Source organism: Streptomyces apricus (assembly GCF_008369065.1).
Lineage (GTDB): Bacteria > Actinomycetota > Actinomycetes > Streptomycetales > Streptomycetaceae > Streptomyces > Streptomyces apricus.
Genome location: NZ_VDFC01000046.1, coordinates 1,295,555 through 1,320,618, shown reverse-complemented (window position 1 = coordinate 1,320,618; position 25,064 = coordinate 1,295,555). Strand labels below are relative to the sequence as shown.

General features: G+C 69.2%; 19 protein-coding genes, 2 tRNA genes and 2 pseudogenes. 18 read left to right on the top strand and 5 right to left on the bottom strand.

Going from position 1 to position 25,064, the window contains the following annotated elements; all coding sequences use genetic code 11:
• Positions 1 to 920: pseudogene (locus FGF04_RS40230) on the top strand (serine/threonine protein kinase); the annotation flags it as partial.
• On the opposite strand, the gene FGF04_RS26075 reads toward FGF04_RS40230, so the two are convergent.
• Complete coding sequence (locus tag FGF04_RS26075; protein WP_149513665.1) at positions 907 to 2,358, bottom strand: amino acid permease; 1,452 nt, start codon at positions 2,356 to 2,358, stop codon at positions 907 to 909. The pseudogene FGF04_RS40230 and the gene FGF04_RS26075 sit on opposite strands and share 14 nt — an antisense overlap.
• A gap of 218 nt (positions 2,359 to 2,576) precedes the next feature.
• Between FGF04_RS26075 and FGF04_RS26070 the strand changes: the two genes are divergently transcribed.
• Positions 2,577 to 3,062, top strand: coding sequence for a ribose-5-phosphate isomerase (locus FGF04_RS26070; protein WP_149513864.1), 486 nt, complete (start codon positions 2,577 to 2,579; stop codon positions 3,060 to 3,062).
• Between the two features lie 11 nt (positions 3,063 to 3,073).
• Here FGF04_RS26070 and FGF04_RS26065 read toward each other — a convergent pair.
• A pseudogene (locus tag FGF04_RS26065) lies at positions 3,074 to 4,013 on the bottom strand (cation:proton antiporter); the annotation flags it as partial.
• A 164-nt stretch (positions 4,014 to 4,177) separates the two neighbouring features.
• Between FGF04_RS26065 and FGF04_RS26060 the strand changes: the two are divergent.
• The gene (locus FGF04_RS26060) at positions 4,178 to 4,645 is read left to right on the top strand and encodes an HD domain-containing protein (RefSeq protein ID WP_149513664.1); all 468 of its coding nucleotides are present in this window, start codon (positions 4,178 to 4,180) and stop codon (positions 4,643 to 4,645) included.
• 14 nt (positions 4,646 to 4,659) lie between these two features.
• Here the strand turns inward: FGF04_RS26060 and FGF04_RS26055 are convergent, their stop codons facing one another.
• The gene (locus tag FGF04_RS26055) at positions 4,660 to 5,835 is read right to left on the bottom strand and encodes an acyltransferase family protein (protein ID WP_149513663.1); all 1,176 of its coding nucleotides are present in this window, start codon (positions 5,833 to 5,835) and stop codon (positions 4,660 to 4,662) included.
• Between the two features lie 587 nt (positions 5,836 to 6,422).
• On the opposite strand from FGF04_RS26055, the gene FGF04_RS26050 reads away from it, so the two are divergent.
• Positions 6,423 to 6,617, top strand: a complete 195-nt coding sequence (locus tag FGF04_RS26050) for a hypothetical protein (protein WP_149513662.1) — start codon at positions 6,423 to 6,425, stop codon at positions 6,615 to 6,617.
• A gap of 152 nt (positions 6,618 to 6,769) precedes the next feature.
• Here FGF04_RS26050 and FGF04_RS26045 read toward each other — a convergent pair.
• Positions 6,770 to 6,843: transfer RNA gene (locus tag FGF04_RS26045), tRNA-Gly, on the bottom strand.
• Between the two features lie 153 nt (positions 6,844 to 6,996).
• Between FGF04_RS26045 and FGF04_RS26040 the strand changes: the two genes are divergently transcribed.
• From FGF04_RS26040 to clpX, 5 genes are all read left to right on the top strand, one after another.
• Positions 6,997 to 7,073 (top strand) — tRNA-Pro (locus FGF04_RS26040).
• 198 nt (positions 7,074 to 7,271) lie between these two features.
• Complete coding sequence (gene tig / locus FGF04_RS26035; protein WP_149513661.1) at positions 7,272 to 8,675, top strand: trigger factor; 1,404 nt, start codon at positions 7,272 to 7,274, stop codon at positions 8,673 to 8,675.
• Positions 8,676 to 8,958: 283 nt separating this feature from the next.
• Positions 8,959 to 9,564, top strand: a complete 606-nt coding sequence (locus FGF04_RS26030) for an ATP-dependent Clp protease proteolytic subunit (protein ID WP_149513863.1) — start codon at positions 8,959 to 8,961, stop codon at positions 9,562 to 9,564.
• Positions 9,565 to 9,664: 100 nt separating this feature from the next.
• Positions 9,665 to 10,345: an ATP-dependent Clp protease proteolytic subunit gene (locus FGF04_RS26025; RefSeq protein ID WP_149513660.1), complete on the top strand. Its 681-nt coding sequence runs from the start codon at positions 9,665 to 9,667 to the stop codon at positions 10,343 to 10,345.
• A 160-nt stretch (positions 10,346 to 10,505) separates the two neighbouring features.
• Positions 10,506 to 11,792 carry an ATP-dependent Clp protease ATP-binding subunit ClpX gene (clpX, locus tag FGF04_RS26020; protein ID WP_107016457.1) on the top strand — a complete coding sequence of 429 codons (1,287 nt, stop codon included), beginning with the start codon at positions 10,506 to 10,508 and terminating at the stop codon, positions 11,790 to 11,792.
• Between the two features lie 89 nt (positions 11,793 to 11,881).
• Here the strand turns inward: clpX and FGF04_RS26015 are convergent, their stop codons facing one another.
• On the bottom strand, positions 11,882 to 12,823 hold the full coding sequence (locus FGF04_RS26015) for a hypothetical protein (protein WP_149513659.1): 942 nt from the start codon (positions 12,821 to 12,823) through the stop codon (positions 11,882 to 11,884).
• A gap of 136 nt (positions 12,824 to 12,959) precedes the next feature.
• Between FGF04_RS26015 and FGF04_RS26010 the strand changes: the two genes are divergently transcribed.
• The 9 genes from FGF04_RS26010 (at position 12,960) to rodA (ending at position 25,007) form a co-directional block, all read left to right on the top strand.
• Positions 12,960 to 15,590 carry a valine--tRNA ligase gene (locus FGF04_RS26010; protein WP_149513658.1) on the top strand — a complete coding sequence of 877 codons (2,631 nt, stop codon included), beginning with the start codon at positions 12,960 to 12,962 and terminating at the stop codon, positions 15,588 to 15,590.
• A gap of 188 nt (positions 15,591 to 15,778) precedes the next feature.
• The gene (gene folC / locus FGF04_RS26005) at positions 15,779 to 17,284 is read left to right on the top strand and encodes a bifunctional tetrahydrofolate synthase/dihydrofolate synthase (protein WP_149513657.1); all 1,506 of its coding nucleotides are present in this window, start codon (positions 15,779 to 15,781) and stop codon (positions 17,282 to 17,284) included.
• A 3-nt stretch (positions 17,285 to 17,287) separates the two neighbouring features.
• Positions 17,288 to 17,620, top strand: coding sequence for a DUF4233 domain-containing protein (locus tag FGF04_RS26000; protein WP_149513656.1), 333 nt, complete (start codon positions 17,288 to 17,290; stop codon positions 17,618 to 17,620).
• A 228-nt stretch (positions 17,621 to 17,848) separates the two neighbouring features.
• The gene (gene ndk / locus FGF04_RS25995; RefSeq protein WP_149513655.1) at positions 17,849 to 18,262 is read left to right on the top strand and encodes a nucleoside-diphosphate kinase; all 414 of its coding nucleotides are present in this window, start codon (positions 17,849 to 17,851) and stop codon (positions 18,260 to 18,262) included.
• 335 nt (positions 18,263 to 18,597) lie between these two features.
• On the top strand, positions 18,598 to 19,617 hold the full coding sequence (locus tag FGF04_RS25990; protein WP_037747701.1) for a rod shape-determining protein: 1,020 nt from the start codon (positions 18,598 to 18,600) through the stop codon (positions 19,615 to 19,617).
• 211 nt (positions 19,618 to 19,828) lie between these two features.
• On the top strand, positions 19,829 to 20,773 hold the full coding sequence (mreC, locus tag FGF04_RS25985) for a rod shape-determining protein MreC (RefSeq protein WP_149513654.1): 945 nt from the start codon (positions 19,829 to 19,831) through the stop codon (positions 20,771 to 20,773).
• 13 nt (positions 20,774 to 20,786) lie between these two features.
• Positions 20,787 to 21,458: a rod shape-determining protein MreD gene (mreD, locus tag FGF04_RS25980; RefSeq protein WP_149513653.1), complete on the top strand. Its 672-nt coding sequence runs from the start codon at positions 20,787 to 20,789 to the stop codon at positions 21,456 to 21,458.
• Between the two features lie 97 nt (positions 21,459 to 21,555).
• Positions 21,556 to 23,811: a penicillin-binding protein 2 gene (gene mrdA / locus FGF04_RS25975; protein WP_149513652.1), complete on the top strand. Its 2,256-nt coding sequence runs from the start codon at positions 21,556 to 21,558 to the stop codon at positions 23,809 to 23,811.
• Positions 23,808 to 25,007: a rod shape-determining protein RodA gene (gene rodA, locus FGF04_RS25970; protein WP_149513651.1), complete on the top strand. Its 1,200-nt coding sequence runs from the start codon at positions 23,808 to 23,810 to the stop codon at positions 25,005 to 25,007. Before mrdA ends, rodA begins: the two co-directional genes overlap by 4 nt.
• The last annotated feature ends 57 nt before the right edge of the window (positions 25,008 to 25,064 follow it).

Here is a 25,064-nt window from a genome sequence, read left to right as displayed (position 1 = left end):
GCCCGACCCCCCTGCTCACCCGCATCCCGCCGCCGGAGCCGATCCAGGACGCCGTACCGAATCCCCCACTCACCGAAGCCGAAGCCAAAGCCAAAGCCGAGGCCGAAACAACCACCCCCCTCATCGGCAGCGGCGCCGGCCACAGTCACGGCACCGACATCGGGAACACGTCCTCCGAAGCCCCGCACGAGGGCACCCCCGAACTCCCCTCCGAGGGCGCGACCCCCGGGCACGCCTTCGGCCCCCCGGCCGCCCGACCGGAGCAGCACCCACAGACGGAGCCGTCCCACACACCCGCACCGCACACCCGCAAACCGCCGAAGGCACCCGCATCGCGCGGCCGCAAAACCCTCCTGGCCGCCGTCGGCGTCGTCGTCGCCGGGGCGCTCACCGGCCTGCTCGTCCCGCTGCTCGGCGCCTCGTCCGGCGACGGGGACAAGGGCTCCCCGTCCTCCTCCTCGTCCCCGACCGTCGCGGGCACCGCACGCCCGCCGAGCCTCCCGGCGGGCTCCCGCACGGAGGCCGGCCTGTACGCCTGGGTGCCGCCCGACGGCTGGAACCGGGTCGTGCAGAGCGGCGCCGAGGTGCACTACACCTCGCCCGACCGCAAGCAGGAGGTCCTGGCCAATGCGTCCCCGGCCCGCGGCGACCTGATGGGGCAGTGGCGGAAGACGGAGAGGAGCGCCAGGAAGGGCCTGGACTACCGGCTGATCCGGCTGGAGGAGACCACGTTCCGCAACAGGCCCGCGGTCGTCTGGGAGTACACGGTCACCATCAAGGGCCTGCCCTGGCACGCCCGCCTGCTCGGCTTCGACGAGCGCGGCACGTCCTACGAGGTCACGACGTGGTACCGCCCGGAGGTGGAGGACCGGGCGGTACGCGTCTACAAGAACATCCGGGAGACCTTCACTCCGCTGTGACGGAGGCCCGCCCGCGGCGGTTGCGGCGCACCTTCTCCAGCACCAGCGAGAGGCCCACCACCACGGCGGCCACCAGCAGCGACAGCAGGACGGTCTCGCGGCCGTCGTGCTCGGTGTCGGTGAGCATGTAGCCGAGGACGAAGACGATCAGCGCGATCGTCGCGTACGTCAGGTACGGGTACAGCCACATCCGCACGACCAGCTTCTCCGGCGACTCCCGCTCGATGATCTTCCGCATCCGCAGCTGGGAGCAGCAGATGACGAGCCAGACGAACAGGGCGACCGCGCCGGAGGAGTTGACCAGGAAGAGGAAGACCGAGTCGGGGAACTCGTAGTTGAAGAACACCGCGACGAAGCCGAAGGCGACCGACGCGAGGATCGCGGTCATCGGCACTCCGCGGCGCGTGGTGCGGGCGAAGGCCTTGGGCGCGTCACCGCGCCGGCCCAGCGAGAAGGCCATGCGGGAGGCGGTGTAGAGACCGGAGTTCAGGCAGGACAGGACGGACGTCAGCACGATGAACTTCATGATCTCGCCGGCGTTCGCGATGCCGAGCGAGTCGAGGGCGGCGACGTACGAGCCGTCCTTCTGGATGGACTCGGAGTCCCAGGGCAGCAGCGTGACGACGACGAAGATCGAGCCGAGGTAGAAGACGCCGATGCGCCAGATGACGCTGTTGGTGGACTTGGTGACGGCGCGCTGGGGGTCCTCCGACTCGCCCGCGGCGAGGGTGGCGATCTCGCTGCCCATGAAGGAGAAGACGACGAGCAGGATGCCGGTGAGGATCGCGCCGGGCCCGTTCGGCAGGAAACCGCCGTGGTCGGTGAGGTTGCCCAGGCCCGCGGTGTCGCTGTCGACACCCGGCAGCACGCCGAAGACCGCGAGCCCGCCGATGACGATGAAGGCGCCGATCGCGACGACCTTGATGCCGGCGAACCAGAACTCGAACTCGCCGTACGAGCCGACGGAGCCGAGGTTCGTCGCGGTCAGCACCAGCATGACGATCAGGGCCCAGCCCCACTGCGGCACGGCCGGGACCCAGCTCTCCAGGATCACGGCGCCGGCGGTGGCCTCGATGGCCAGCACGACGACCCAGAAGAACCAGTACAGCCAGCCGATCGAGAAGCCCGCCCACCGGCCGAGCGCCCGGTCGGCGTGCGCGGAGAAGGAGCCGGAGGTCGGGTTGGCGGCGGACATTTCGCCGAGCATCCGCATCACGAGGACGACCATCGTCCCGACGAGGGCGTACGACACGAGGATGCCGGGGCCCGCGGTGGCGATGCCGGAGCTGGAGCCGACGAAGAGGCCGGCGCCGATGACGCCGCCGATCGCGATCATCGACAGGTGGCGGTTCTTGAGTCCGGCCTGGAGGCCGCCGTCGGGTTCTCCGGGGCCCTCGGGGCCGTGACCGGCCTCGGTGAGGGTCGGCTGCGAGGTCATGGGGATTCCTTTGCGCCGGGGACGGTGGGGGTGGGCTGCGACAAGCCGGTCCAGTGAATCCCAGGTGAATGGATTCTTGAACCTTTGAATCCAGATCGTTATTTGAGGTTTCTCTGAGGTTCCACAGTTTTACTCAATCTTTTCCCGTGTTTGCTTTTGAATGTCCCTGCGCGTGCCCCGGCGGGTCCGATACGAAACAGCCGTGTCACACTCGGACCATGCGCGTGTACCTCGGTTCCGACCATGCCGGTTTCGAACTCAAGAACCACCTCGTCGAGTGGCTCACGTCCGCGGGGCACGAGCCCGTCGACTGCGGGCCGCTCATCTACGACGCCCAGGACGACTACCCGCCGTTCTGCCTGCGTGCCGCGGAGCGTGCCGCGGCCGACCCCGAGGCGCTGGGCGTCGTGATCGGGGGGTCCGGGAACGGGGAGCAGATCGCCGCGAACAAGGTCGCGGGGGTACGGGCGGCCCTGGCGTGGAGCGTGGAGACCGCCGCGCTGGGACGGCAGCACAACGACGCGAACGTCGTGGCCGTCGGGGCGCGGATGCACTCCGAGGAGGAGGCGACGAAGTTCGTCGAGACCTTCCTGAACACGCCGTTCTCCGGCGACGAGCGGCACGTGCGCCGGATCGACATGCTGTCGTCGTACGAGACGACCCGGGAACTCCCCCCGATCCCCCCGCACCACCCGCAGGGCTGAGACCTTTCCTCGCCCCCCGAACCCGTAGATCCGCGCCGCCCCCAGCCCCGCCAGCACGTTCATCACCAGCGTCACGGCCACCGCGGCCAGCACCGGCCACAGCACCGTCGGCAGGTCGCCGGGGTCGATGGACAGGCCGAAGGCGAAGAAGAACATCGCCCCGAAGGCGTCCCGCAGCGGATGCACCAGCTTGAGGATGCGCGGGCCCGACGCCGTGCTGCCGAGCATCAGGCCGACCATGAACGCCCCGATCGCGTCCGCGACCCCGAACCACTCCGAGACCCCGGCCATGAACACGGCCGCACCGAGGAAGGAGATGACCAGCAGCTCGTCGTCCCGGGTGTCGAAGAGCCGCCCCACGATCCGCGTGCCGAACCGCGCGGCGAGCGCCAGCAGCAGCAGGAAGGCGAAGGCCTTGCCGCCGTCGAGCACCGCCGAGCCGAGCGAGTCGGCGCCGGACAGGATCGGCTGGAGGGCCGCCAGGTAGAGGGCGAGGAAGATGTCCTCGACGACGATGATGCCGAGGATGGGCTTGGTCTCGGGGTTGCCGAGCCGCCCCGTGTCGACGAGGACCTTCGTCACGATCGCCGACGAGGAGATGCCGAGCACCCCGGCGAGGACCAGCGCTTCGGAGGTGCCCCAGCCGAGGGCGAATCCGAAGCCCAGGCCGGCGCCGACGTTCAGGGCGAGGTAGGTCCCCCCGGCGAGTGCCATCCGGCGCCCGCCCGCCTTGAGGTCGTCCATATGGAATTCGAGGCCGAGGTAGAAGAGCAGCAGGACCAGGCCGAGCGCGGAGAGCATCTCCATCTCGTGCGGGTCCGAGACGAGGACGAAGCCGGGGGTGTGGGGGCCGAGGAGTATTCCGGCCAGGATGAAGAGGGGGATGGTGGGGAGCCCGATGCGGGCGCCCACGCGGGCGAGGACGGCGGCGGCCAGAAAGGCGCCGCCCATGGCGATCAGGAGCTCTGCGTGTCCGATGGGCCCGTTCCTTCTCGGTCGAGTGCGGCGGTTGGGTCAAGGGAGTGTCAAGAAACCGTCAGTAATTAGTTTACCAAACGACCTGGAGGGGTCGATGTGGTGCGCGAACGGACAGGCGGTACGGGCACACTCGACCCATGAACGACGACGAGAGCGGCCCGCGGCTGACCCTGACGCAGGTGGAGTCCCTGGCGCGCGAGGCGCACGCCGCACAGACCGACAAGGCCGGCCGTCCTTACGCGGAACACCTGCGGGCGGTGGCCGACGGGGTGCGGGACCGCGGCGGCGACGAGGAGCAGATCGCCGCCGCCTGGCTGCACGACGCGGTGGAGGACGACGCGCTCCCGGAGGACTGGCTGCGCGGGGCCGCGCTGTCACCCCGTACGAAGGCCATCGTGCTGGCCGTGACCAAGCGCCCGGGCGAGCCGGTGGAGGCGTACGCGCGGCGCATCCTGTCGACACCGGGGGCCCTCCTGGTCAAGGAGGCGGACCTGGCGCACAACGCGGACCCGGCCCGGCTGTCGGTCCTGGATCCCGCCACGGAAAAGCGACTGGCCCAGAAGTACGCGACGATGCGCGAACTCCTGGGCCTGGGAACCGAGTAGGGGCGGAGCGCCCGTCAGGACCTGGCCCGCTCCCGGGCCAGCTCGGTCGCGTCCCTCTTGAACGCCCACTCCATCTTCGGCTCCATCGCGAAGCGGAACATCCGCTGCACGGGCGGCGTGCACAGCACGGTGATGAGCGCCGCCGCGAAGACGGACACGAACACCTCGCCCGCCGGGTGGTGGAGCCAGGTGTACTCCTCGTACCAGCCCCAGAAGCGGGACCCCTTGGCCAGGAACCCGTGCAGCAGGTAGCCGTACAGCGTGCCCGCGCCGAGCACCGTGAACCACATCTTGCGGCGCGGCACCCAGGCGAAGAAGCAGGACGTGAGCACCATCGAGATGCCGAACAGCGCGAGCGTCGCGACGATGCCGACCCACCAGGGCGCCCCCAACTCCTGGGCGCTGTCACGGTGGTAGAACCAGGCCGAGTTCACCTGCGGCCCGGTCCAGTACGCGAGGGCGAGGGCGGCCGCGAGGACCGGCACCGACAGGATCCGCACCTCGCGGCGCCGCATCAGCTGGAAGTGCTCGGGCTTCATGAACAGGCCCACGACGAAGAACGGCAGGAACTGCAGGACGCGCTGGAGGTCGAGGTCGTCGCCGATGTCGGGGGAGACGGAGGCGAGGACGGCGATGGCGAGCGCCAGTACGACGGGCCGGCGCACGACCTTCCACAGCGGGACGGTCATCCGCCATACGAACAGGGCGACCAGGAACCACGTGAGGTACCAGGGGTCCAGCAGGCTGATCGGGTGGCCGGGGTCGTCGTCGGCCCACTTCTTGAAGAGGGAGTACGCCACCTCGAAGAGGACGTACGGCACGGCGACGCCGGTGATCAGCCGCCGCAGCCGGTCGGGGCGCATGTCGAAACTGCGGGAGAAGTAGCCGGAGATGATGATGAACGCCGGCATGTGGAAGGTGTAGACGACCATGTAGAGCGCCTCGGCGGCGCGGCTGTGGTCGGTCAGCGGTTCCCAGGCGTGGCCCATCGCGACGAACACGATCGCGAGGTACTTGGCGTTGTCGAAGAACGCGTCACGCTGCTTGGCGGGTGCGGCGCCCGCTCCGGCGCCTGCGGTGGCCGCCTGCGGTGGCCCCGGTGGTCGCGGGCTCGGCACTCCGGACGCCGGTGACTCAGCCGGCGGCAGGGGAGCCCTGTGTTGGCCGTACGGACGGAGCGAGTGCGTCACGGACCCTCCCACGGACTGGGGGAGTCGATCCGCGACCTCGCTGCACATGCGGGGGACGAGGCAGCGTAGGACATCTGAGGCACCCTAGCGTTGTCTGTGGGATTCGGTAAAACCCCTGGGGCGATACCTGCTCATGGTCCTGCGGGTACCCAGAATTCGGGGAAGTTGACATCACAAACACTATGGCGGCCACCACACTTGATCCGAGCGGTACGCCCAAGTATGTCCGGACTAAAGGCCGCATAACGCCCGCGGGCGACTCTGGTGAAATGTCCGATCGAGTCGGCTTTAGTGGGTCGTTGGTGACCCACTCGCGGGGGCCGCGGGTGTGTCCGTGCCGACAATTCGAATTACCTGCGAACAGGCCGTGCGGGCCGATGTGTGGACATGGAAACGATCATTCTTATTTCTCGTGCGCACGATGCTTCGAATTGCCGTACGGGGCGCAGGTGTTCGCTGCTGTGACCAACGGGTGCCCCACCTGCCGCATACGGCGGCCCTGTTGGTGGCACGATGGTCCTGGCGGGGGTGTGCGGGGCTGCACCTCCGGGCCGGGAGAGCGGACCGACCGTAGGGTGTGATCAGTTGTGGCCATTTCGCTGTCAGTGGTGCTGCTGTTGGCGATCGTCCTGGTGGTGTTGATCCGGGGAGGATCGATCAAACCGGGGCCGGCGATCGTCGCCGTGCTCTTCGGCTTCTTCCTTGCCTCCACGGGCATGGCGGACGACATCCAGCGCTTCCTGGACTCGATAGCGGAGACCATCAACTCGATCCAGTTCTGATCGGGCACGGCCCCGCGCTGCCCGCTCCCGCGGGCGCGCGGCGCGGGAGCGCACAGATGTTCGAAGACCCGGACACGGTCCGGACACGGGTAGGGCTCGGACACGAACAAGGGCCGGACGGAGAATCGTCTCCGGTCCGGCCCTGTGTCCTGTGGAGCGGGCGACGGGAATCGAACCCGCGTAGCTAGTTTGGAAGACTAGGGCTCTACCATTGAGCTACGCCCGCACGGTGCGCGCCGCAGGTCAGTGACGCGCGGCACTGGAGCATCGTAGCGGGTCGCACCCGCTCGTCGCACACCCGGTTCCGGCGGGCGCCCGCGCCACGGGAAATACGGGCGTCGCCCGGTCCGCGGGCATGTACCCTACGTGTCGCACCAGACGGGGTGTGGCGCAGCTTGGTAGCGCGTCCGCTTTGGGAGCGGAAGGCCGTGGGTTCAAATCCCGCCACCCCGACCACCGTGCCGGACCACCACGCCGGACACCGGGAAGATCACCTTTTGGGGCGTGTACCGCCTGCGGCTAGTATGCAAACTGCGCGCCCGTGTGTCTGCGTTTTCACGTCCCTCAAGGGCCGCCAGATCCGCTGGGGCTCCGCCGTACCGGTGGAGACCGTCAGCAGAACCCGAAGAAGTCAGCCCCCAAGGAGACCGAACCGTGAAGAGCGCCGTGGAGACCCTGAACCCGACCCGGGTTCGGCTCAGCATCGAGGTGCCCTTCGAGGAGCTCAAGGACAGCCTCGACGCGGCGTACAAGAAGATCAACCAGCAGGTCACGGTGAAGGGGTTCCGGAAGGGCAAGATTCCGGCGCGCGTCATCGACCAGCGGTTCGGCCGCGGTGCGGTGCTGGAGGAGGCCGTCAACGACGCGCTCCCGAAGTTCTACACCGACGCGGTCAACGAGGCCGAGCTGAACGTCCTCGGCCAGCCCGAGGTCGACATCACGGAGCTGAAGGACGGCGAGACGCTGAACTTCACCGCCGAGGTCGACGTCCGCCCGACCCTTGAGATCCCGGACTACTCCGGCATCGAGGTCGAGGTCGACGCCGTCGAGGTCACCGACGAGGACGTCGACAAGGCCGTCGAGGAGCTGCGCGAGCGCTTCGCGTCGACCGCCCCCGTCGAGCGTGCCGCCGAGGAGGGTGACGTCGTCACCCTCGACCTGGAGGCCAAGGTCGACGGAGAGGTGCTGGAGGACGGCGTCGCGAGCGGCGTCTCCTACACCATCGGCTCCGGTGAGCTGCTGGACGGCATCGACGACGCCGTGAAGGGCCTGGAGGCCGGTGGCGAGGCCACCTTCACCTCCGAGCTCAAGGGCGGCTCGGCGGCCGGCAAGGAGGCCGAGGTGACCGTCAAGGTCAGCCAGGTCGCCAAGCGCGAGCTGCCCGAGCTGGACGACGACTTCGCGCAGCTCGCGTCGGAGTTCGACACCCTCGAAGAGCTCCGCGCCGACAGCCGCAAGCGCCTGGAGAACATGAAGCAGTACGACCAGGCCACGCAGGCCCAGGAGCGTGTCCTGGAGAAGCTGCTGGAGCTCGTCGAGGTGCCCGTCCCCGAGAAGCTGCTCGAGGACGAGATCAACACCCGCAAGCACAACCTGGAGCACCACCAGCTCGGCCAGATGGGTCTCGACCTGGAGAAGTACCTCGAAATCCAGGGCAAGACGGCCGAGGAGTTCGACACCGAGACCAAGGAAGCCGCGGTCAAGGGCATCAAGACGCAGTTCGTCCTGGACGAGCTCGTCAACAAGGAGAAGCTGAACGTCAACCAGGAGGAGCTCACCGAGCACCTCATGCGGCGCGCGGCCTCCTCCAACATGTCCCCCGACCAGTTCGCCCAGGCGGTCGTCGAGGGCGGCCAGGTCCCGATGCTGGTCGGCGAGGTCGCCCGCGGCAAGGCCCTTGCCGTGGTCGTCGAGGCCGCCACCGTCAAGGACACGAACGGCGAGGTCGTCGACCTCGACGACGAGGACGAGGACGAGACCTCCACCGAGGCCTCTGCCGAGGGCTCGACGGAGGAGGCCCCGGAGGCCCCCGCCGCCGAGGAGAAGACCGAGGCCTGACCGCCTCGCGAGCAGTACGTACTGCGGGCCCCCGGGACACACGTCCTGGGGGCCCGCAGGGCCTTCCAGGGSCGGACCAGCGGAGCGCATGCGCTCACAGCGAACAGTTCCTTCTGCGGGATTCCCCGGAGGGACCCGCGCGTTAGGGTCCATGAGTACGAGGGCAGGGGAGTCCCCGGAGCCGTCCGACACGGCAGCACACGGGGTCCCACGCCCCCAGCAGAAGACGTGTAGACGGCCCGGCGCCGTCGTAAGACGAGCAGGTGGATACGTGACGAATCTGATGCCCACAGCCGCCGGCGACCCCATCGGTGGTGGCCTCGGCGACCAGGTCTACAACCGGCTGCTCGGCGAGCGGATCATCTTCCTCGGCCAGGCGGTCGACGACGACATCGCCAACAAGATCACCGCACAGTTGCTGCTCCTTGCCTCCGACCCGGACAAGGACATCTACCTCTACATCAACAGCCCCGGCGGCTCGATCACCGCCGGCATGGCGATCTACGACACCATGCAGTACATCAAGAACGACGTGGTGACGATCGCGATGGGCATGGCGGCCTCCATGGGCCAGTTCCTGCTGAGCGCCGGCACCCCCGGCAAGCGCTTCGCGCTGCCGAACGCCGAGATCCTGATCCACCAGCCCTCGGCCGGCCTCGCCGGCTCCGCGTCGGACATCAAGATCCACGCCGAGCGGCTGCTGCACACCAAGAAGCGGATGGCGGAGCTGACCGCCTTCCACACCGGTCAGACGGTCGAGCAGGTCACCCGTGACTCGGACCGCGACCGCTGGTTCGACCCGATCGAGGCCAAGGAGTACGGCCTCATCGACGACATCATGCCCACCGCTGCCGGAATGCCGGGCGGCGGCGGTACCGGGGCGGCCTAGGGCGGCCCAGCGCCACCCGGGTGTCGGCGGCAGCCGGCACCAGCCGCTCCGAGCCCCCAGCCGACCGCCTCAGCCCTTATCAGGCTCTTCAGGAGACACAGTGAACGACTTCCCCGGCAGCGGACTGCACGACCGCGCGCAGGCCGAGTACACGGGTCCTCGCGCGGAGTCCCGCTACGTCATCCCGCGCTTCGTCGAGCGCACCTCGCAGGGCGTGCGCGAGTACGACCCGTACGCGAAGCTGTTCGAGGAGCGCGTGATCTTCCTCGGCGTGCAGATCGACGACGCCTCCGCCAACGACGTCATGGCGCAGCTGCTGTGCCTGGAGTCGATGGACCCCGACCGTGACATCTCGGTCTACATCAACAGCCCCGGCGGCTCCTTCACGGCCCTCACGGCCATCTACGACACGATGCAGTTCGTGAAGCCGGACATCCAGACCGTCTGCATGGGCCAGGCCGCCTCGGCCGCCGCGATCCTCCTCGCGGCCGGGACGCCGGGCAAGCGCATGGCGCTCCCGAACGCCCGCGTGCTGATCCACCAGCCCTACAGCGAGACCGGCCGCGGCCAGGTCTCGGACCTTGAGATCGCCGCCAACGAGATCCTGCGGATGCGCGGTCAGCTGGAAGACATGCTGGCCAAGCACTCGACGACGCCGATCGAGAAGATCCGCGAGGACATCGAGCGCGACAAGATCCTCACGGCCGAGGACGCCCTCGCGTACGGTCTGGTCGACCAGATCATCTCGACCCGGAAGATGAACAACGCCGCGGTCGCGTGACGCATCGCTGTATCGTCTGCCGCTCCTTGGCGCGGTTCACGACAAAGTGAACCGCGCCAAGGGGGGCCCGAACGGGGGGCTCGGCAAGGTACCGTCGGACATAAGGCAGCACCAGGAGCCGCTGTACCCAGGCGACTCCCAGGCGAAGGGGAAGCACACCGTGGCACGCATCGGTGACGGCGGCGATCTGCTCAAGTGCTCGTTCTGTGGCAAGAGCCAGAAGCAGGTCAAGAAGCTCATCGCAGGCCCTGGTGTGTACATCTGCGACGAGTGCATCGATCTCTGCAACGAGATCATCGAGGAGGAACTCGCGGAGACGAGCGAGGTGCGCTGGGAGGAACTGCCCAAGCCCCGCGAGATCTACGAGTTCCTCGAGGGGTACGTCGTGGGCCAGGAGTCGGCCAAGAAGGCCCTCTCGGTCGCGGTGTACAACCACTACAAGCGGGTCCAGGCCGGCGAGAACAGCACGGGGCAGAACCGCGAGGACGCCATCGAGCTGGCGAAGTCCAACATCCTGCTGCTCGGCCCCACGGGCTCCGGCAAGACGCTGCTGGCGCAGACCCTGGCCCGCATGCTGAACGTCCCGTTCGCCATCGCCGACGCGACGGCGCTCACGGAGGCCGGGTACGTCGGCGAGGACGTCGAGAACATCCTGCTGAAGCTGATCCAGGCGGCGGACTACGACGTCAAGAAGGCCGAGACCGGCATCATCTACATCGACGAGATCGACAAGGTCGCCCGTAAGAGCGAGAACCCGTCGATCACGCGCGACGTGTCGGGCGAGGGCGTCCAGCAGGCCCTGCTCAAGATCCTGGAGGGCACCACGGCCTCCGTACCGCCGCAGGGCGGACGCAAGCACCCCCACCAGGAGTTCATCCAGATCGACACGACGAACGTGCTGTTCATCGTGGGCGGCGCCTTCGCGGGCCTGGAGAAGCTGGTCGAGTCCCGCGCGGGGGCCAAGGGCATCGGCTTCGGCGCGACGATCCGCTCCAAGAAGGAGCTGGAGGCGAAGGACCGCTTCGAGGACGTCATGCCCGAGGACCTGGTGAAGTTCGGCATGATCCCCGAGTTCATCGGCCGCCTCCCGGTCATCACCTCGGTCCACAACCTCGACCGCGAGGCCCTCCTCCAGATCCTGGTGGAGCCGCGCAACGCCCTGGTGAAGCAGTACCAGCGCCTGTTCGAACTGGACGGCGTGGAGCTGGACTTCGAGCGCGAGGCCCTGGAGGCCATCGCCGACCAGGCCATCCTCCGCCAGACCGGCGCGCGCGGCCTGCGCGCCATCATGGAGGAGGTCCTCCAGGCGGTGATGTACGAGGTCCCGTCCCGCAAGGACGTGGCCCGTGTCGTCATCACCTCGGAGGTCGTCCGCTCGAACGTCAACCCGACGCTGATCCCGCGCGACGCGCGGGGCCGCGGCCCGGGGGAGCAGAAGACCGCGTAGGCGGCGCATCCGGAAGCGAGTCACGGCGAAGGGCCCCGGTCGACCGACCAGGGCCCTTCGCCGTACGCGTGGTGTACGTGCCGCGTCCGTCAGATCTTGACGCGGACCTCCTTGCGGACCTTGGCGGTGGTCTCGGCGACCTCCGCCGGGTCCGAGCTCTTGCCCGCCGCGGCGTCGGAGAACTCGATGGGCATCACGAAGCCGAGCGTGCTGTGGTCGGCCCAGGCGCAGTACGTCACGTTCATCGCCTTCGGCTCGCCCGTGCCGCCACCGGAGTTGTCGATCTTCGCCTGCTGGCACTTCATGACGGCGCCGTCCAGCGAGCTGGGCTCGTACGCCTTCGGGCTGCCGACGAAGGTGACGTCCTCGCCCTTGGCCTCCTTCTCCATCATCCCGAAGAACCCGTCCACCGTCTTCTCCGGGTCCGCGATGTCGCCGTAGACACCGCCGAAGGAGAGCAGCTTCCCGGCCAGCGGGTTGTCCTTGTCGCCCGACTGGTAGGAGGCGCTGACGTCCTTGGGGTCCTTCACACCCCAGGACTCCGCGTCCTTCAGGTCGGACTTGGACATGCCGCCCGCGTCGCTGTCGCTCTTCTTGTACTCCGTGAGCAGCGTCGCCGGGGTCGTCAGCTTGTGGGGGCCGTCGTCCTCGACCGCCGCGGATCCGCTGCCGCCGCTGCCGAGGACGAAGTATGCGCCGACCGCGATCGCGGCCACGACCGCCACCGCGCCCACGATCAGGCCCGTCTTCTTCTTGCCCCCGCCGGGCGCCGGCGGCATCGGGGCGCCGTAGGGGGCGCCGGGCGGCTGCTGACCGTACGGCGGCTGCTGGCCGTAACCGGGCTGCTGCGGCGGGACTCCCGGAGGGGTCTGCTGGGGGTACCCGTAGCCGGGCTGCTGCCCGGGAGCCTGCTGCGGGTAACCGTAACCGGGCTGGGGAGCCTGCGGCTGCTGGCCGTAAGGACCCGGCTGGCCGTACGGCCCGGGCTGCTGGGGCTGCCCGCCGTACGGGCCCGGCTGGTTGTAGCTCATTCCTGGGTTCCCCTCCAGATGCTTATGTGTTCCGAACATCCTGGCCCACCGGGTGCGCGACCGGAGCGCCGGGGGCCGCACCGTTACCAAGTAATCGAGTTTCGGAGCGGGCCCGTGACACCTCTAAACTGGTTCCGTGACCGACAACGCTCAGCAGCAGCCATCAGCCAACGCCCCCGAACTGCCGACCCAGTACGCGCCGGCCGAGGTAGAGGGGAAGCTGTACGAGCGCTGGGTCGAGCGGGGTTACTTCGCCGCGGACGAGAACAGCGACAAGCCTCCGTACACCATCGTCATCCCGCCGCCGAACGTCACCGGCAGCCTCCACCTGGGGCACGCCTTCCAGCACACGCTGATGGACGCCCTGACCCGCCGCAAGCGCATGCAGGGGTACGAGGCGCTGTGGCTGCCCGGCATGGACCACGCCGGCATCGCCACGCAGAACAAGGTCGAACAGCAGCTCGCCGAGGAAGGCAAGTCGCGGCACGACCTGGGACGCGAGGCGTTCGTCGAGCGTGTGTGGCGGTGGAAGGAGGAGTACGGCGGCAAGATCCTCGGCCAGATGCGCCGGCTCGGGGACGGCGTCGACTGGGACCGCGAGCGGTTCACCATGGACGAGGGCCTGTCCAAGGCCGTCCAGACCATCTTCAAGAAGCTGTACGACGACGAGCTGATCTACCGCGCCGAGCGCATCATCAACTGGTGTCCGCGCTGTCTGACGGCCATCTCGGACATCGAGGTGAACTACCAGGAGGACGACGGCGAGCTCGTCTCCATCAAGTACGGCGAGGGCGAGGACACCCTCGTCGTCGCCACCACGCGCGCCGAGACGATGCTCGGTGACACCGCCGTCGCCGTCCACCCCGACGACGAGCGCTACCGGCACCTCGTCGGCAAGCGCATCAAGCTGCCGCTGACCGACCGCACCATCCCGGTCGTCGCGGACACCCACGTCGACCCCGAGTTCGGCACGGGTGCTGTCAAGGTCACCCCCGCCCACGACCCGAACGACTTCGCCATCGGCCAGCGCCACGGCCTGGAGTCGATCACGATCATGGACGAGCGGGCGGTCATCACCGTCCACGGCCCCTTCGAGGGACTCGACCGCTACGAGGCCCGTTCCGCCGTCGTCGGCGCCCTGCGCTCGCAGGGCCGGATCGTCGCCGAGAAGCGGCCGTACGTCCACAGCGTCGGGCACTGCTCGCGTTGCAGCACCACCATCGAGCCGCGGCAGTCCCTGCAGTGGTGGGTCAAGGTCGGTCCGCTCGCGCGGGCGGCCGGTGACGCGGTCCGCGACGGCCGGGTGAAGATCCACCCCGAGGACATGTCGAAGCGGTACTTCGACTGGGTCGACAACCTCAACGACTGGAACATCTCGCGCCAGCTGTGGTGGGGCCACCGCATCCCGATCTGGTACGGCCCGAACGGCGAGACGGTCTGCGTCGGCCCCGACGAGCAGCCGCCGGGCACCGAGGCCGAGGGGTGGCGCCAGGACACCGACGTCCTCGACACCTGGTTCTCGTCCGGCCTGTGGCCGTTCTCCACGCTCGGCTGGCCCGAACAGACCGCGAGCCTGCGGAAGTTCTACCCGACCGACGTCCTGCTCACCGGCCACGACATCATCTTCTTCTGGGTCGCCCGGATGATGATGTTCGGCCTGTACGCGATGGACGGCGAGGTCCCCTTCAGGACCATCGCGCTGACCGGCCTGGTCCGCGACGAGCGCGGCAAGAAGATGTCGAAGTCGTTCGGCAACGTCGTCGACCCGCTCGACTGGATGGACAAGTACGGCTCCGACGCCGTCCGCTTCACCCTGGCCAAGGGCGCCAACCCCGGTACCGACGTGCCGATCGGCGAGGACTGGGTCCAGGCGTCCCGCAACTTCGCCAACAAGCTGTGGAACGCGACGCGGTTCGCGCTGATGAACGGCGCGACGGTCGAGGGACCGCTGCCGGACGCGTCCGAGATGTCGGCGACGGACCGGTGGATCCTGTCCCGCCTCAACGAGACGGTCGCGGAGGCCGACGCGTACTACGAGGACTTCCAGTTCGCGAAGCTCTCCGACGCGCTGTACCACTTCGCGTGGGACGAGGTCTTCGACTGGTACGTCGAGCTGTCGAAGACGACGTTCATGGCGGGCGGCCCGGCCGCCGACGTCAGCAAGCGGGTCCTCGGCGAGGTCCTGGACGTCACGCTGCGGCTGCTGCACCCGATCGTGCCGTTCGTCACGGAGACGCTCTGGACGACCCTCACCGGGGGCGAGTCGGTCGTGATCGCCGACTGGCCCGCGGACAGCGGGTTCCGTGACGCCGGCGCCGAGCGGGAGATCGAGGCGCTGCAGCAGGTGATCACGGAGGTCCGCCGCTTCCGTGCCGACCAGGGGCTGCAGCCCGGGCAGCGGGTGCCGGCGCGGCTGTCCCTGGAGGGCACCGCGTTCGCCCCGCACGAGGCGGCCATCCGGCAGCTGCTGCGGCTGCAGCCGGAGGGTGACGCGTTCGAGGCGACGGCGACGCTGCCGGTGGCCGGGGCGTCGGTCGCGCTCGACCTGTCCGGCACGATCGACGTGGCCGCGGAGCGGAAGCGGCTCGCGAAGGATCTCGCGGCCGCGGAGAAGGAGAAGGCGCAGGCCGAGGCCAAGCTCGGGAACGAGGCGTTTCTCGCCAAGGCGCCGGATCAGGTCGTGGACAAGATCCGGGGGCGGCTGGCCAAGGCCGAGGAGGACATCGCGCGGCTTTCGGCTCAGCTGGAGGCTTTGCCGCAGGCGTAGGTGTTGGTGAGGGCCCCGGGACCTTTGATGGTTCCGGGGTCCTTTTGCATGCCTGCGTGGGTTTGTTCGTCGGGTGCGGGACGGTGGGGGCTGGTCGCGCAGTTCCCCGCGCCCCTGAGGGGCTGCGCCCCCCCAAGAGGGCTGCGCCCTCACACGGTGGCAGTCGGGTGGCTCCGTAGACTGGGGGTGTGAGTGAGCTTCCGCAGGACAGTCGTGGGTCCGATCCGTTCGACGAGATCGTCGAGGCCGAGACCGAGCGCGATCCCGATCTCGCCGTGATCGAGGCCGGCAGCCGTACCCTGCGCACACAGGGCGCGGCGCCGCAGTCCGACGTCCCCGGGCGCCCGGCCGACCCGGAGACCGACAAGGCGCTGCGCGAGGTCGAGACCGAGCTCGCCTCGCGGTGGGGCGAGACCAAGCTGGAGCCCTCCGTGGCCCGCATCGCCGCGCTCATGGACGTGCTGGGCGAGCCGCAGCGCGCGTACCCCTCGATCCACATCACCGGCACCAACGGCAAGACGTCGACGGCCCGCATGATCGAGGCCCTGCTCGGCGCCTTCGACCTGCGCACCGGCCGCTACACCTCGCCCCACGTCCAGTCGATCACCGAGCGGATCAGCCTGGACGGCGCGGCGATCCCCGCGGAGCGGTTCGTGGAGACGTACCGGGACGTCCAGCCGTACGTCGAGATGGTCGACGCGCAGCAGGAGTACCGCCTCTCCTTCTTCGAGGTGCTCACCGGCATGGCGTACGCGGCCTTCGCGGACACCCCCGTCGACGTGGCCGTCGTGGAGGTCGGGATGGGCGGCAGCTGGGACGCCACGAACGTGATCGACGGCGACGTCGCCGTGGTGACCCCCATCGACCTGGACCACACGGACCGCCTCGGGGGGACCACGGGGGAGATCGCCGGGGAGAAGGCCGGGATCATCAAGCCCGGCGCCACGGTGGTCCTGGCCCAGCAGCCCGTGGACGCCGCCCAGGTGCTGCTCAGGAAGGCCGGCGAGGCCGACGCCACCGTCGCCCGCGAGGGGCTGGAGTTCGGCGTGGTGAGCCGCCAGGTCGCCGTCGGCGGGCAGCTGCTGACGCTGCGCGGCCTCGGCGGGGAGTACGAGGAGGTGTACCTCCCGCTGCACGGGGCGTACCAGGCGCACAACGCCGCGGTGGCGCTCGCCGCCGTGGAGGCGTTCTTCGGCGTCGGGGCGCAGCGGCCCGAGCCGCTCGACGCCGAGACGGTCCGCAAGGCCTTCGCGTCGGTCGCCTCGCCGGGACGTCTGGAGATCGTGCGCCGGTCGCCGACCGTCGTGCTGGACGCCGCGCACAACCCGGCGGGTGCCCGCGCGACCGCGGAGGCGGTGCAGGAGGTCTTCGACTTCAGCCGGCTGATCGGCGTCGTCGGGGCGAGCGGGGACAAGAACGTACGGGGGCTGCTGGAGGCCTTCGAGCCGATCTTCACCGAGGTCGTCGTGACGCAGAACTCCAGCCACCGCGCGATGGACGCGGACGAGCTGGCCGCGATCGCCGTCGAGGTGTTCGGGGACGACCGCGTGCAGGTCGAGCCCCGGCTGGACGACGCGCTGGAGGCCGCGATCACGCTGGCCGAGGAAGAGGGCGAGTACGCGGGCGGCGGCGTCCTGGTGACCGGTTCCGTCATCACGGTCGGCGAGGCCCGGATGCTGCTGGGAGGGAGCTGAGCCGTGCGGACGCTCTGTGCTTCGACGCTGATCGGTGAGTTCTTCGTCATCGGGTTCGCCGGACTCGTGGCGATGAAGGACCCCGACCTGTCCATGGCCACGGTCTGGACGGTCTGCGGGGTCGCGATGGTGCTGTGCCTGCTCCTGTGCGGGATGATCACGCGGCCGGGAGGCGTCCAGCTCGGCTGGGCGCTGCAGATCGCGCTGATCGCGAGCGGGTTCGTGGTGCCGGTGATGTTCTTCCTCGGCGCCGTGTTCGCCGCGCTGTGGTGGGCCTCGGTGCACTACGGGCGGAAGGTGGAGGAGGCGAAGGCGCGGTTCGCTGCGCAGGCGTAGCCGGAGGCTTCGCCTGCGCAGCTTCGCTTGCGCGGCTTCGCCCGGATGTCGGGTGCGGGCCGGTGGGGGCTGGTCGCGCAGTTCCCCGCGCCCCTGAGGGGGCGGGGCTGCGCCCCTGCCCCCTCAAGACGAGAAGCTCGCTGTACCACCTGACACTGCGTGACGTGGGTCCGGACACGCCCTGTAGCCTCGTCATCCGCACATCTGTGACCTGAAGGAGCCACCACCGTGAGCCAGCGCACCCTCGTCCTTCTCAAGCCCGACGCGGTCCGTCGTGGCCTGACCGGCGAGATCATCAGCCGTATCGAGCGCAAGGCCGGCTGGCAGATCGTCGCGCTGGAGCTGCGCACGCTGGACCAGGAGACGCTGGAGCAGCACTACGGCGAGCACAAGGGCAAGCCCTTCTACGAGCCGCTGATGGGCTTCATGGCCTCCGGCCCGGTCGTGGCGCTGGTCGTCGAGGGCGAGCGCGTCATCGAGGGCGTACGGGCGCTCGCGGGCCCGACGGACCCGATCGCCGCCGCACCCGGCTCCATCCGCGGTGACTTCGGTGTGATCGTCCGCGAGAACCTGATCCACGCCTCGGACTCCGAGGAGTCCTCCGCACGCGAACTGAAGATCTTCTTCCCCGGTCTGGCGTAGGGCCCGCGGGACCCGCGGGGGCCGTGCGGAGCGTGGGGGTCGTGAAAATCTTCTGACACCCCGTCAGACCGGTAGGCGTCCGACCTGCGGTCTGCGCACAATGGTGGATCTCACCGGCATGCACGTGGCGATCGGGGGAACGGGTTCCCCCGATCGCCCGTCTCCAGGAGCGGGGCGCCACGTCATCTGGTGACAATGGCGAAGACCCTCGCGCAGTGTTCGTGCAGGCGAGACTACGATGGAAGTCTTCACGTCACAGCGCTCACCCTCGCCGTCCTAAAAAGCCATCAAAAGCTCCACTTGGGAAGGCCAGACGAATCCTGATGGGGAACTCAATGTCGTTCATCGGCCGTGACATGGCTGTCGACCTCGGGACCGCCAACACGCTGGTGTACGTCAGGGGTCGCGGGATCGTACTCAACGAGCCGTCCGTGGTCGCGATCAACACCAACACCGGTGGCATCCTCGCGGTCGGCGCGGAGGCGAAGAAGATGATCGGGCGCACGCCCGGCAACATCGTCGCCGTGCGGCCGCTGAAGGACGGCGTCATCGCCGACTTCGAGATCACCGAGCGCATGCTCCGCTACTTCATCCTGAAGATCCACAAGCGGCGCTACCTCGCCCGTCCCCGCGTCGTCGTCTGCGTGCCCTCCGGCATCACGGGCGTCGAGCGCCGCGCCGTCATCGAGGCGTCGTCCCAGGCCGGCGCCCGCCAGGTGCACATCATCGAGGAGCCCATGGCCGCGGCCATCGGCTCCGGCCTGCCGGTCCACGAGGCCACGGGCAACATGGTGGTGGACATCGGCGGCGGCACCACCGAGGTCGCGGTCATCTCGCTCGGCGGAATCGTCACGGCACAGTCCATCCGCGTGGCCGGCGACGAGCTGGACAACGCGATCATCCAGCACATCAAGAAGGAGTACTCGCTCCTCCTCGGTGAGCGGACGGCCGAGCAGATCAAGATCACGATCGGTTCCGCGTACGACCTGGACAACGACGAACACACCGAGATCCGCGGCCGGGACCTGGTCTCCGGCCTCCCGAAGACCGTCGTCATCTCGGCGGCCGAGGTCCGCAAGGCGATCGAGGAACCGGTCAACGCGATCGTCGACGCCGTCAAGACGACCCTCGACAAGTGCCCGCCCGAGCTGTCCGGCGACGTCATGGACCGCGGCATCGTGCTGACCGGCGGCGGCGCCCTGCTGCGCGGCCTGGACGAGCGGCTGCGCCGCGAGACGGGCATGCCGATCCACATCGCCGAGGACCCGCTGGACAGCGTGGCGCTGGGCTCCGGCAAGTGCGTCGAGGAGTTCGAGGCGCTCCAGCAGGTGCTGGACGCCCAGCCCCGCAGATGAGGTAACTCTTCGATTCCGCCGTACGAGACGATCTCCTCTCGTGCGGCGGATCGTTGATATCGAGGCATAAGCTCCCCCCAGGCCGTCCGCGGGGTTCGTCCGATCGGGCGATCCGGGGCCCTCAGGGGTCCCCCGGAGTTCTCCAGAACCCTCGGGACCCTGTTGGGTGAGCCATACACGAATTCCGACGAGGAAGGCACGGCCGTCGCACGTGAGGGACACACGAGAGAGCCGGCTGCTCCTGGTGCTGCTGATCGCCATCGCGTTCGCCTTGATCACGGTGGACATCCGCGGGGGTGAGGACTCCCCGGTCGACGGTGCCCGCCGTGGCGCCGCCACGGTCTTCGGCCCGATCGAGGACGGGATGTCGACCGCGGTCGACCCCGTGGGCAACGCGATCCAGGCCGTGCGCGACTCCGGTGAACGCCACGACCGCGTCACGCGACTCGAACGCGAGAACGCCGAGCTGAAGGCGAAACTCGGCAGCGACGACCGCAACCGCAGCCGCGGTGCGCAGCTCGACAAGATGCTCAAGACGGCGGGCGCCGGCCAGTACGGCATCAAGGGCGCCGAGGTCATCGCGATAGGAGCGGCCCAGGGCTTCTCCTGGACCGTCACCATCGACGCCGGCGCCGACGACGGCATCAAGCGCGACATGACCGTCCTCAACGGGGACGGACTGGTCGGACGCGTCACCACCGTCGGCCCCTCCACCGCCACGGTGCTGCTCGCCAACGACCCCGACTTCACGGTCGGCACGCGCATGGAGTCCAGCGACGAGCTCGGCTTCGCCTCCGGACAGGGCGACCGCCCGCTGCGCGTGGAGCTGCTCAACGGCAAGGCCAAGATCAAGAAGGGCGACCGGCTGGTCACCTTCGGCTCCCAGGCCGACAAGCCCTTCGTGCCCGGCGTCCCCGTCGGCCTGGTCTCCCGCGTCGACCCCTCCGGCGGCGACCTGACCCGCACGCTCTACGTCACGCCGTTCGTGTCCTTCTCCAAGCTCGACGTCGTCGGCGTCGTCGTCCAGGCGCCCCGCAAGGACCCGCGCGACGAGGTGCTGCCGCCCAAACCCAAGCCCACGCCCAGGCCGACCGTGACCGTCACCGTCACGCCCTCGGCCGACGCGCCCGCCGACGGCCTGCAGCAAGAGCAGTAGGAGCTGACGTCCCATGCGCTTCAACCGAATGCTGCTCTCCACGGCCCTGGTGGTCGTCGCCCTGGTGCTCCAGGTCAGCGTCCTCGCCCGGCTGCACCTGCCGGGCGCCGTGCCGGACCTCCTGCTCCTCACGGTCCTCGGCCTCGCCCTGGTCTACGGCCACGTCGGCGGCGCCCTCGTCGGCTTCGGCGCGGGCCTGCTCGCCGACCTGGCCCCGCCCGCCGACCACGCCGCCGGGCGCTACGCCCTCGTGCTGTGCGTCATCGGCTACCTCGCCGGACTCGCAAAGCCGGACAACGGCCAGCTCCGGTCCGCGACCGGCCCCATGGCCGTGGTCGTGGCCGCCGCGGTCGGCTCCACCCTCCTGTACGCCGGGGTCGGCGCCCTCGTCGGCGACACCGCCGCCCGCCACGTCGGCCTCACCAACCTGCTGTTCACCGCCGCCCTGTACGACCTGCTGCTCGCCCCGTTCGTGGTCCCCGGGATCATGGCCCTGGCCCGGCGCGCCGAGAACGACCCGCTCGCCGAGACCGGCGGCGCCGGCAAGTCCGCCGACGTCGCCGCCGGCTGGATCAGCTCCGGCACGGGCCTGCGCATCGGCAGCCAGCGCGGCGGACTGAGGGTGAAGGCCGCGAAGGCCCGGGTGGCCCGCGCGGGACGCATCAAGGGGGTCAAGCGGCTGTGACGACGGCACACCGTACGCAACGCATGACGGCGGCGCACCGCAGGAACCGCATGACGACGGCACACCGTAGGAACCGCACGGCACCAGCGGGGGAGCAGTGACCAACATTCCCGAGACCGGCCGGACCCCACGGGTCCAGATCCGGCTCGTCGTCATCCAGATCCTCGTCCTGTCCCTCCTCGGCACGCTCGGCGGCCGGCTCTGGTACCTCCAGATCCGCAACGGCGACGAGTACGCCAAGGAGGCCTCCGGCAACCACGTCCAGCAGGTCGTCAGCCCCGCCGTGCGCGGCTCGATCCTGGACGCCCGCGGGGTGCCGATCGCCGACAACGAGACCCGGCTCGTGGTCTCCGCGTCCCGCACCGACCTGCTGAAGATGAAGGACGACGGGGACGCCGTCCTCACCAAGCTCGCGGACGTCCTCGGCATGAAGGCCTCCGAGGTGCTCGACAAGGTCCGCCTCTGCGACGCGAAGACCCCGCAGCCCTGCTGGAACGGCTCGCCCTACCAGCCCATCCCCATCACCGACGAGGCCACGCCCAAGCAGGCCCTGCAGATCCGCGAGCGCGCCGAGGACTTCCCCGGCATCTCCGCCGAACCGCAGGCCGTGCGCCGCTACGCCGCCCCCGGCGGGGCCAACACCGCCCAGGTCCTCGGCTACCTCTCGCCCGTCACCGACGAGGAGATCACCAAGGCCGAGGACACCGACTCGCCGTACCTGCGCTCCGACCAGGTGGGCCGCTCGGGCCTGGAGCGTCAGTACGACAAGCAGCTGCGCGGCAAGGCGGGCGTCACCCGCTACGAGGTCGACAACCTCGGCCGCGTCATCGGCCAGGCCGAGAGCGACGAGGCCCAGCCCGGCGCGAACGTCGTCACCAGCATCGACTCCCGCGTCCAGCGCGTCGCCGAGTACGAGCTGAACGAGGCGATGAAGGACGCCCGTGACGTCTTCGACAAGAACACCGGCGAAAAGTACAAGGCCGACTCCGGCGCCGTGGTCGTCATGGAGAACAAGACCGGCCGCGTCGTGTCGATGGCGTCCAACCCGTCGTACGACCCGAACGCCTGGGTCGGCGGCATCTCCGGCAAGGACTACACCCGGCTCACCGGCAAGGAGTCCAACTACCCGCTGCTGAACCGCGCCATCCAGGGCCAGTCGGCCCCCGGCTCGGTCTTCAAGGTCATCTCGACGGCCGCCGCCATACAGGCCGGCTACTCCTTCAACGGCCCCTACCAGTGCGGCGCCTCGTACTCCATCGGCGGCCAGGTCTTCAAGAACTTCGAGTCCAAGGGGTACGGCCCGATCAGCCTCGGCCGCGCCCTGGAGGTCTCCTGCGACACCGTCTTCTACAGCCTCTCCCACGAGCAGTGGAAGAAGGACGGCGGCATCAAGCCGAAGAAGAACGCCAAGGACTGGTTCTACCGGACCGCCCACCAGTTCGGCCTCGGCAAGGAGACCGGCATCGACCTGCCCAACGAGGTCACCGGCCGCGTCCCCGACCGCAAGTGGAAGCAGGACTACTGGAAGGCCAACAAGGACGCCTGGTGCAAGTACGGCAAGAAGGGCGGCTCGTACGCCCAGCAGATCGCGTACGAGAACTGCCTCGAAGGCAACAGGATGCGCGCCGGTGACTCCGTCAACTACTCCATCGGCCAGGGCGACACCCTCGTCACCCCGATCCAGATGGCGACGATCTACGGGGCCATCGCCAACGGCGGCACGCTCTACGACCCGACCGTCGGCAAGGCGATCATCAGCGCGGACGGCAAGAGCGTCCAGGAGATCGAGCCGAAGTCGCACGGCAAGCTGCCGATGACGAAGACGACCCGCGACGCCATAGACGGTGCCCTCGAAGGGGTCGCGACCCGCGGATCGGCCGCCTGGCGGTTCGGCGGCTGGCCACAGGACGAGATCCCGATGCACGCCAAGACGGGCACGGCCGAGGTCTACGGCAAGCAGACCACCTCGTGGTTCACCACGTACACCAAGGAGTACACGGTCGTCATGACCATCTCCCAGGGTGGTACCGGCTCCGGCGCCTCGGCCCCCGCCGTGCGCAAGATCTACAACGCGCTGTACGGGGTCTCCGAGGACGGCAAGATCGACAAGAAGAAGGCACTGCTCCCCACCCCGCAGAAGAGCCTGCCGAAGATCGAGAAGGACGGATCGATCGACGCCCCCAAGGCCGAGGTCTACCCGCCCAAGAAGCAGGAGCAGGCCACCGAGGAAGGGCAGCAGCAGGTGGCGTACGACGGCCCCGCCGCCACCGCGGTCAACCGCGGCGCCGGCGGCAACCGGGACGCCCGAAGGCGCTCGGCGCGCCCGGGGAAGCGACGGAGGTCGCTCGCATGACCGGCGCGAACGGCTTCTCCGTCTCCGGGTACGGACCCGAACGCGCGGGCTGGACGCGGGTGTTCGCCCGCGACTCGCTGGCCCGCAGGCTCGACTGGCCGATACTGTTCTCGGCCCTCGCGCTCTCCTTCATCGGCGCGGCCCTCGTCTACTCGGCGACCCGCAACCGCACCGAGCTCAACCAGGGCGACCCGTACTACTTCCTGTTCCGGCACCTGCTCAACACCGGCATCGGCTTCGCCCTGATGATCGGCACGGTCTGGCTCGGCCACCGCACCCTGCGCACGGCCGTACCGATCCTCTACGGGCTCAGCGTCTTCCTGGTCCTGCTGGTGCTGACCCCGCTCGGCGCGACCATCAACGGCGCCCACGCGTGGATCGTCATCGGCGGCGGCTTCTCGCTCCAGCCCTCCGAGTTCGTGAAGATCACGATCATCCTGGGCATGGCGATGCTGCTCGCGGCCCGGGTCGACGCGGGCGACAAGCCGCACCCCGACCACCGCACGGTCGTCCAGGCGCTGGGCCTGGCCGTCGTACCGATACTGGTCGTCCTGCTCATGCCCGACCTCGGCTCGGTCATGGTCATGGTCATCATCGTGCTCGGCGTGCTGCTCGCCTCCGGCGCCTCCAACCGCTGGATCTTCGGTCTGATCGGGGCCGGCGCGCTCGGCGCGGTCGCGGTCTGGCAGCTCAAGGTCCTCGACGAGTACCAGATCGCCCGCTTCGCCGCGTTCGCCAACCCCGCGCTGGACCCGGCGGGCGTCGGCTACAACACCAACCAGGCGCGCATCGCGATCGGCTCCGGCGGACTGTTCGGCACCGGCCTCGGCAAGGGCTCGCAGACCACCGGCCAGTTCGTGCCCGAGCAGCAGACCGACTTCGTCTTCACGGTCGCGGGCGAGGAGCTCGGCTTCGTCGGCGCCGGGCTCATCCTGGTCCTGCTCGGCGTCGTCCTGTGGCGCGCCTGCCGGATCGCCCGCGAGACGACCGAGCTGTACGGCACGATCGTCGCCGCCGGGATCATCGCCTGGTTCGCCTTCCAGTCCTTCGAGAACGTCGGCATGACCCTCGGCATCATGCCGGTCGCGGGACTCCCGCTGCCCTTCGTCTCGTACGGGGGGTCGTCGATGTTCGCGGTGTGGGTGGCGGTGGGACTGCTGCAGTCGATCAGGGTGCAGCGGCCCATGTCGGCGTAGCCGTTCCACTGGGGTTCGGCAGGATCCGGAGGGGTGCGGCCGGTTTTCGGGTGCCGG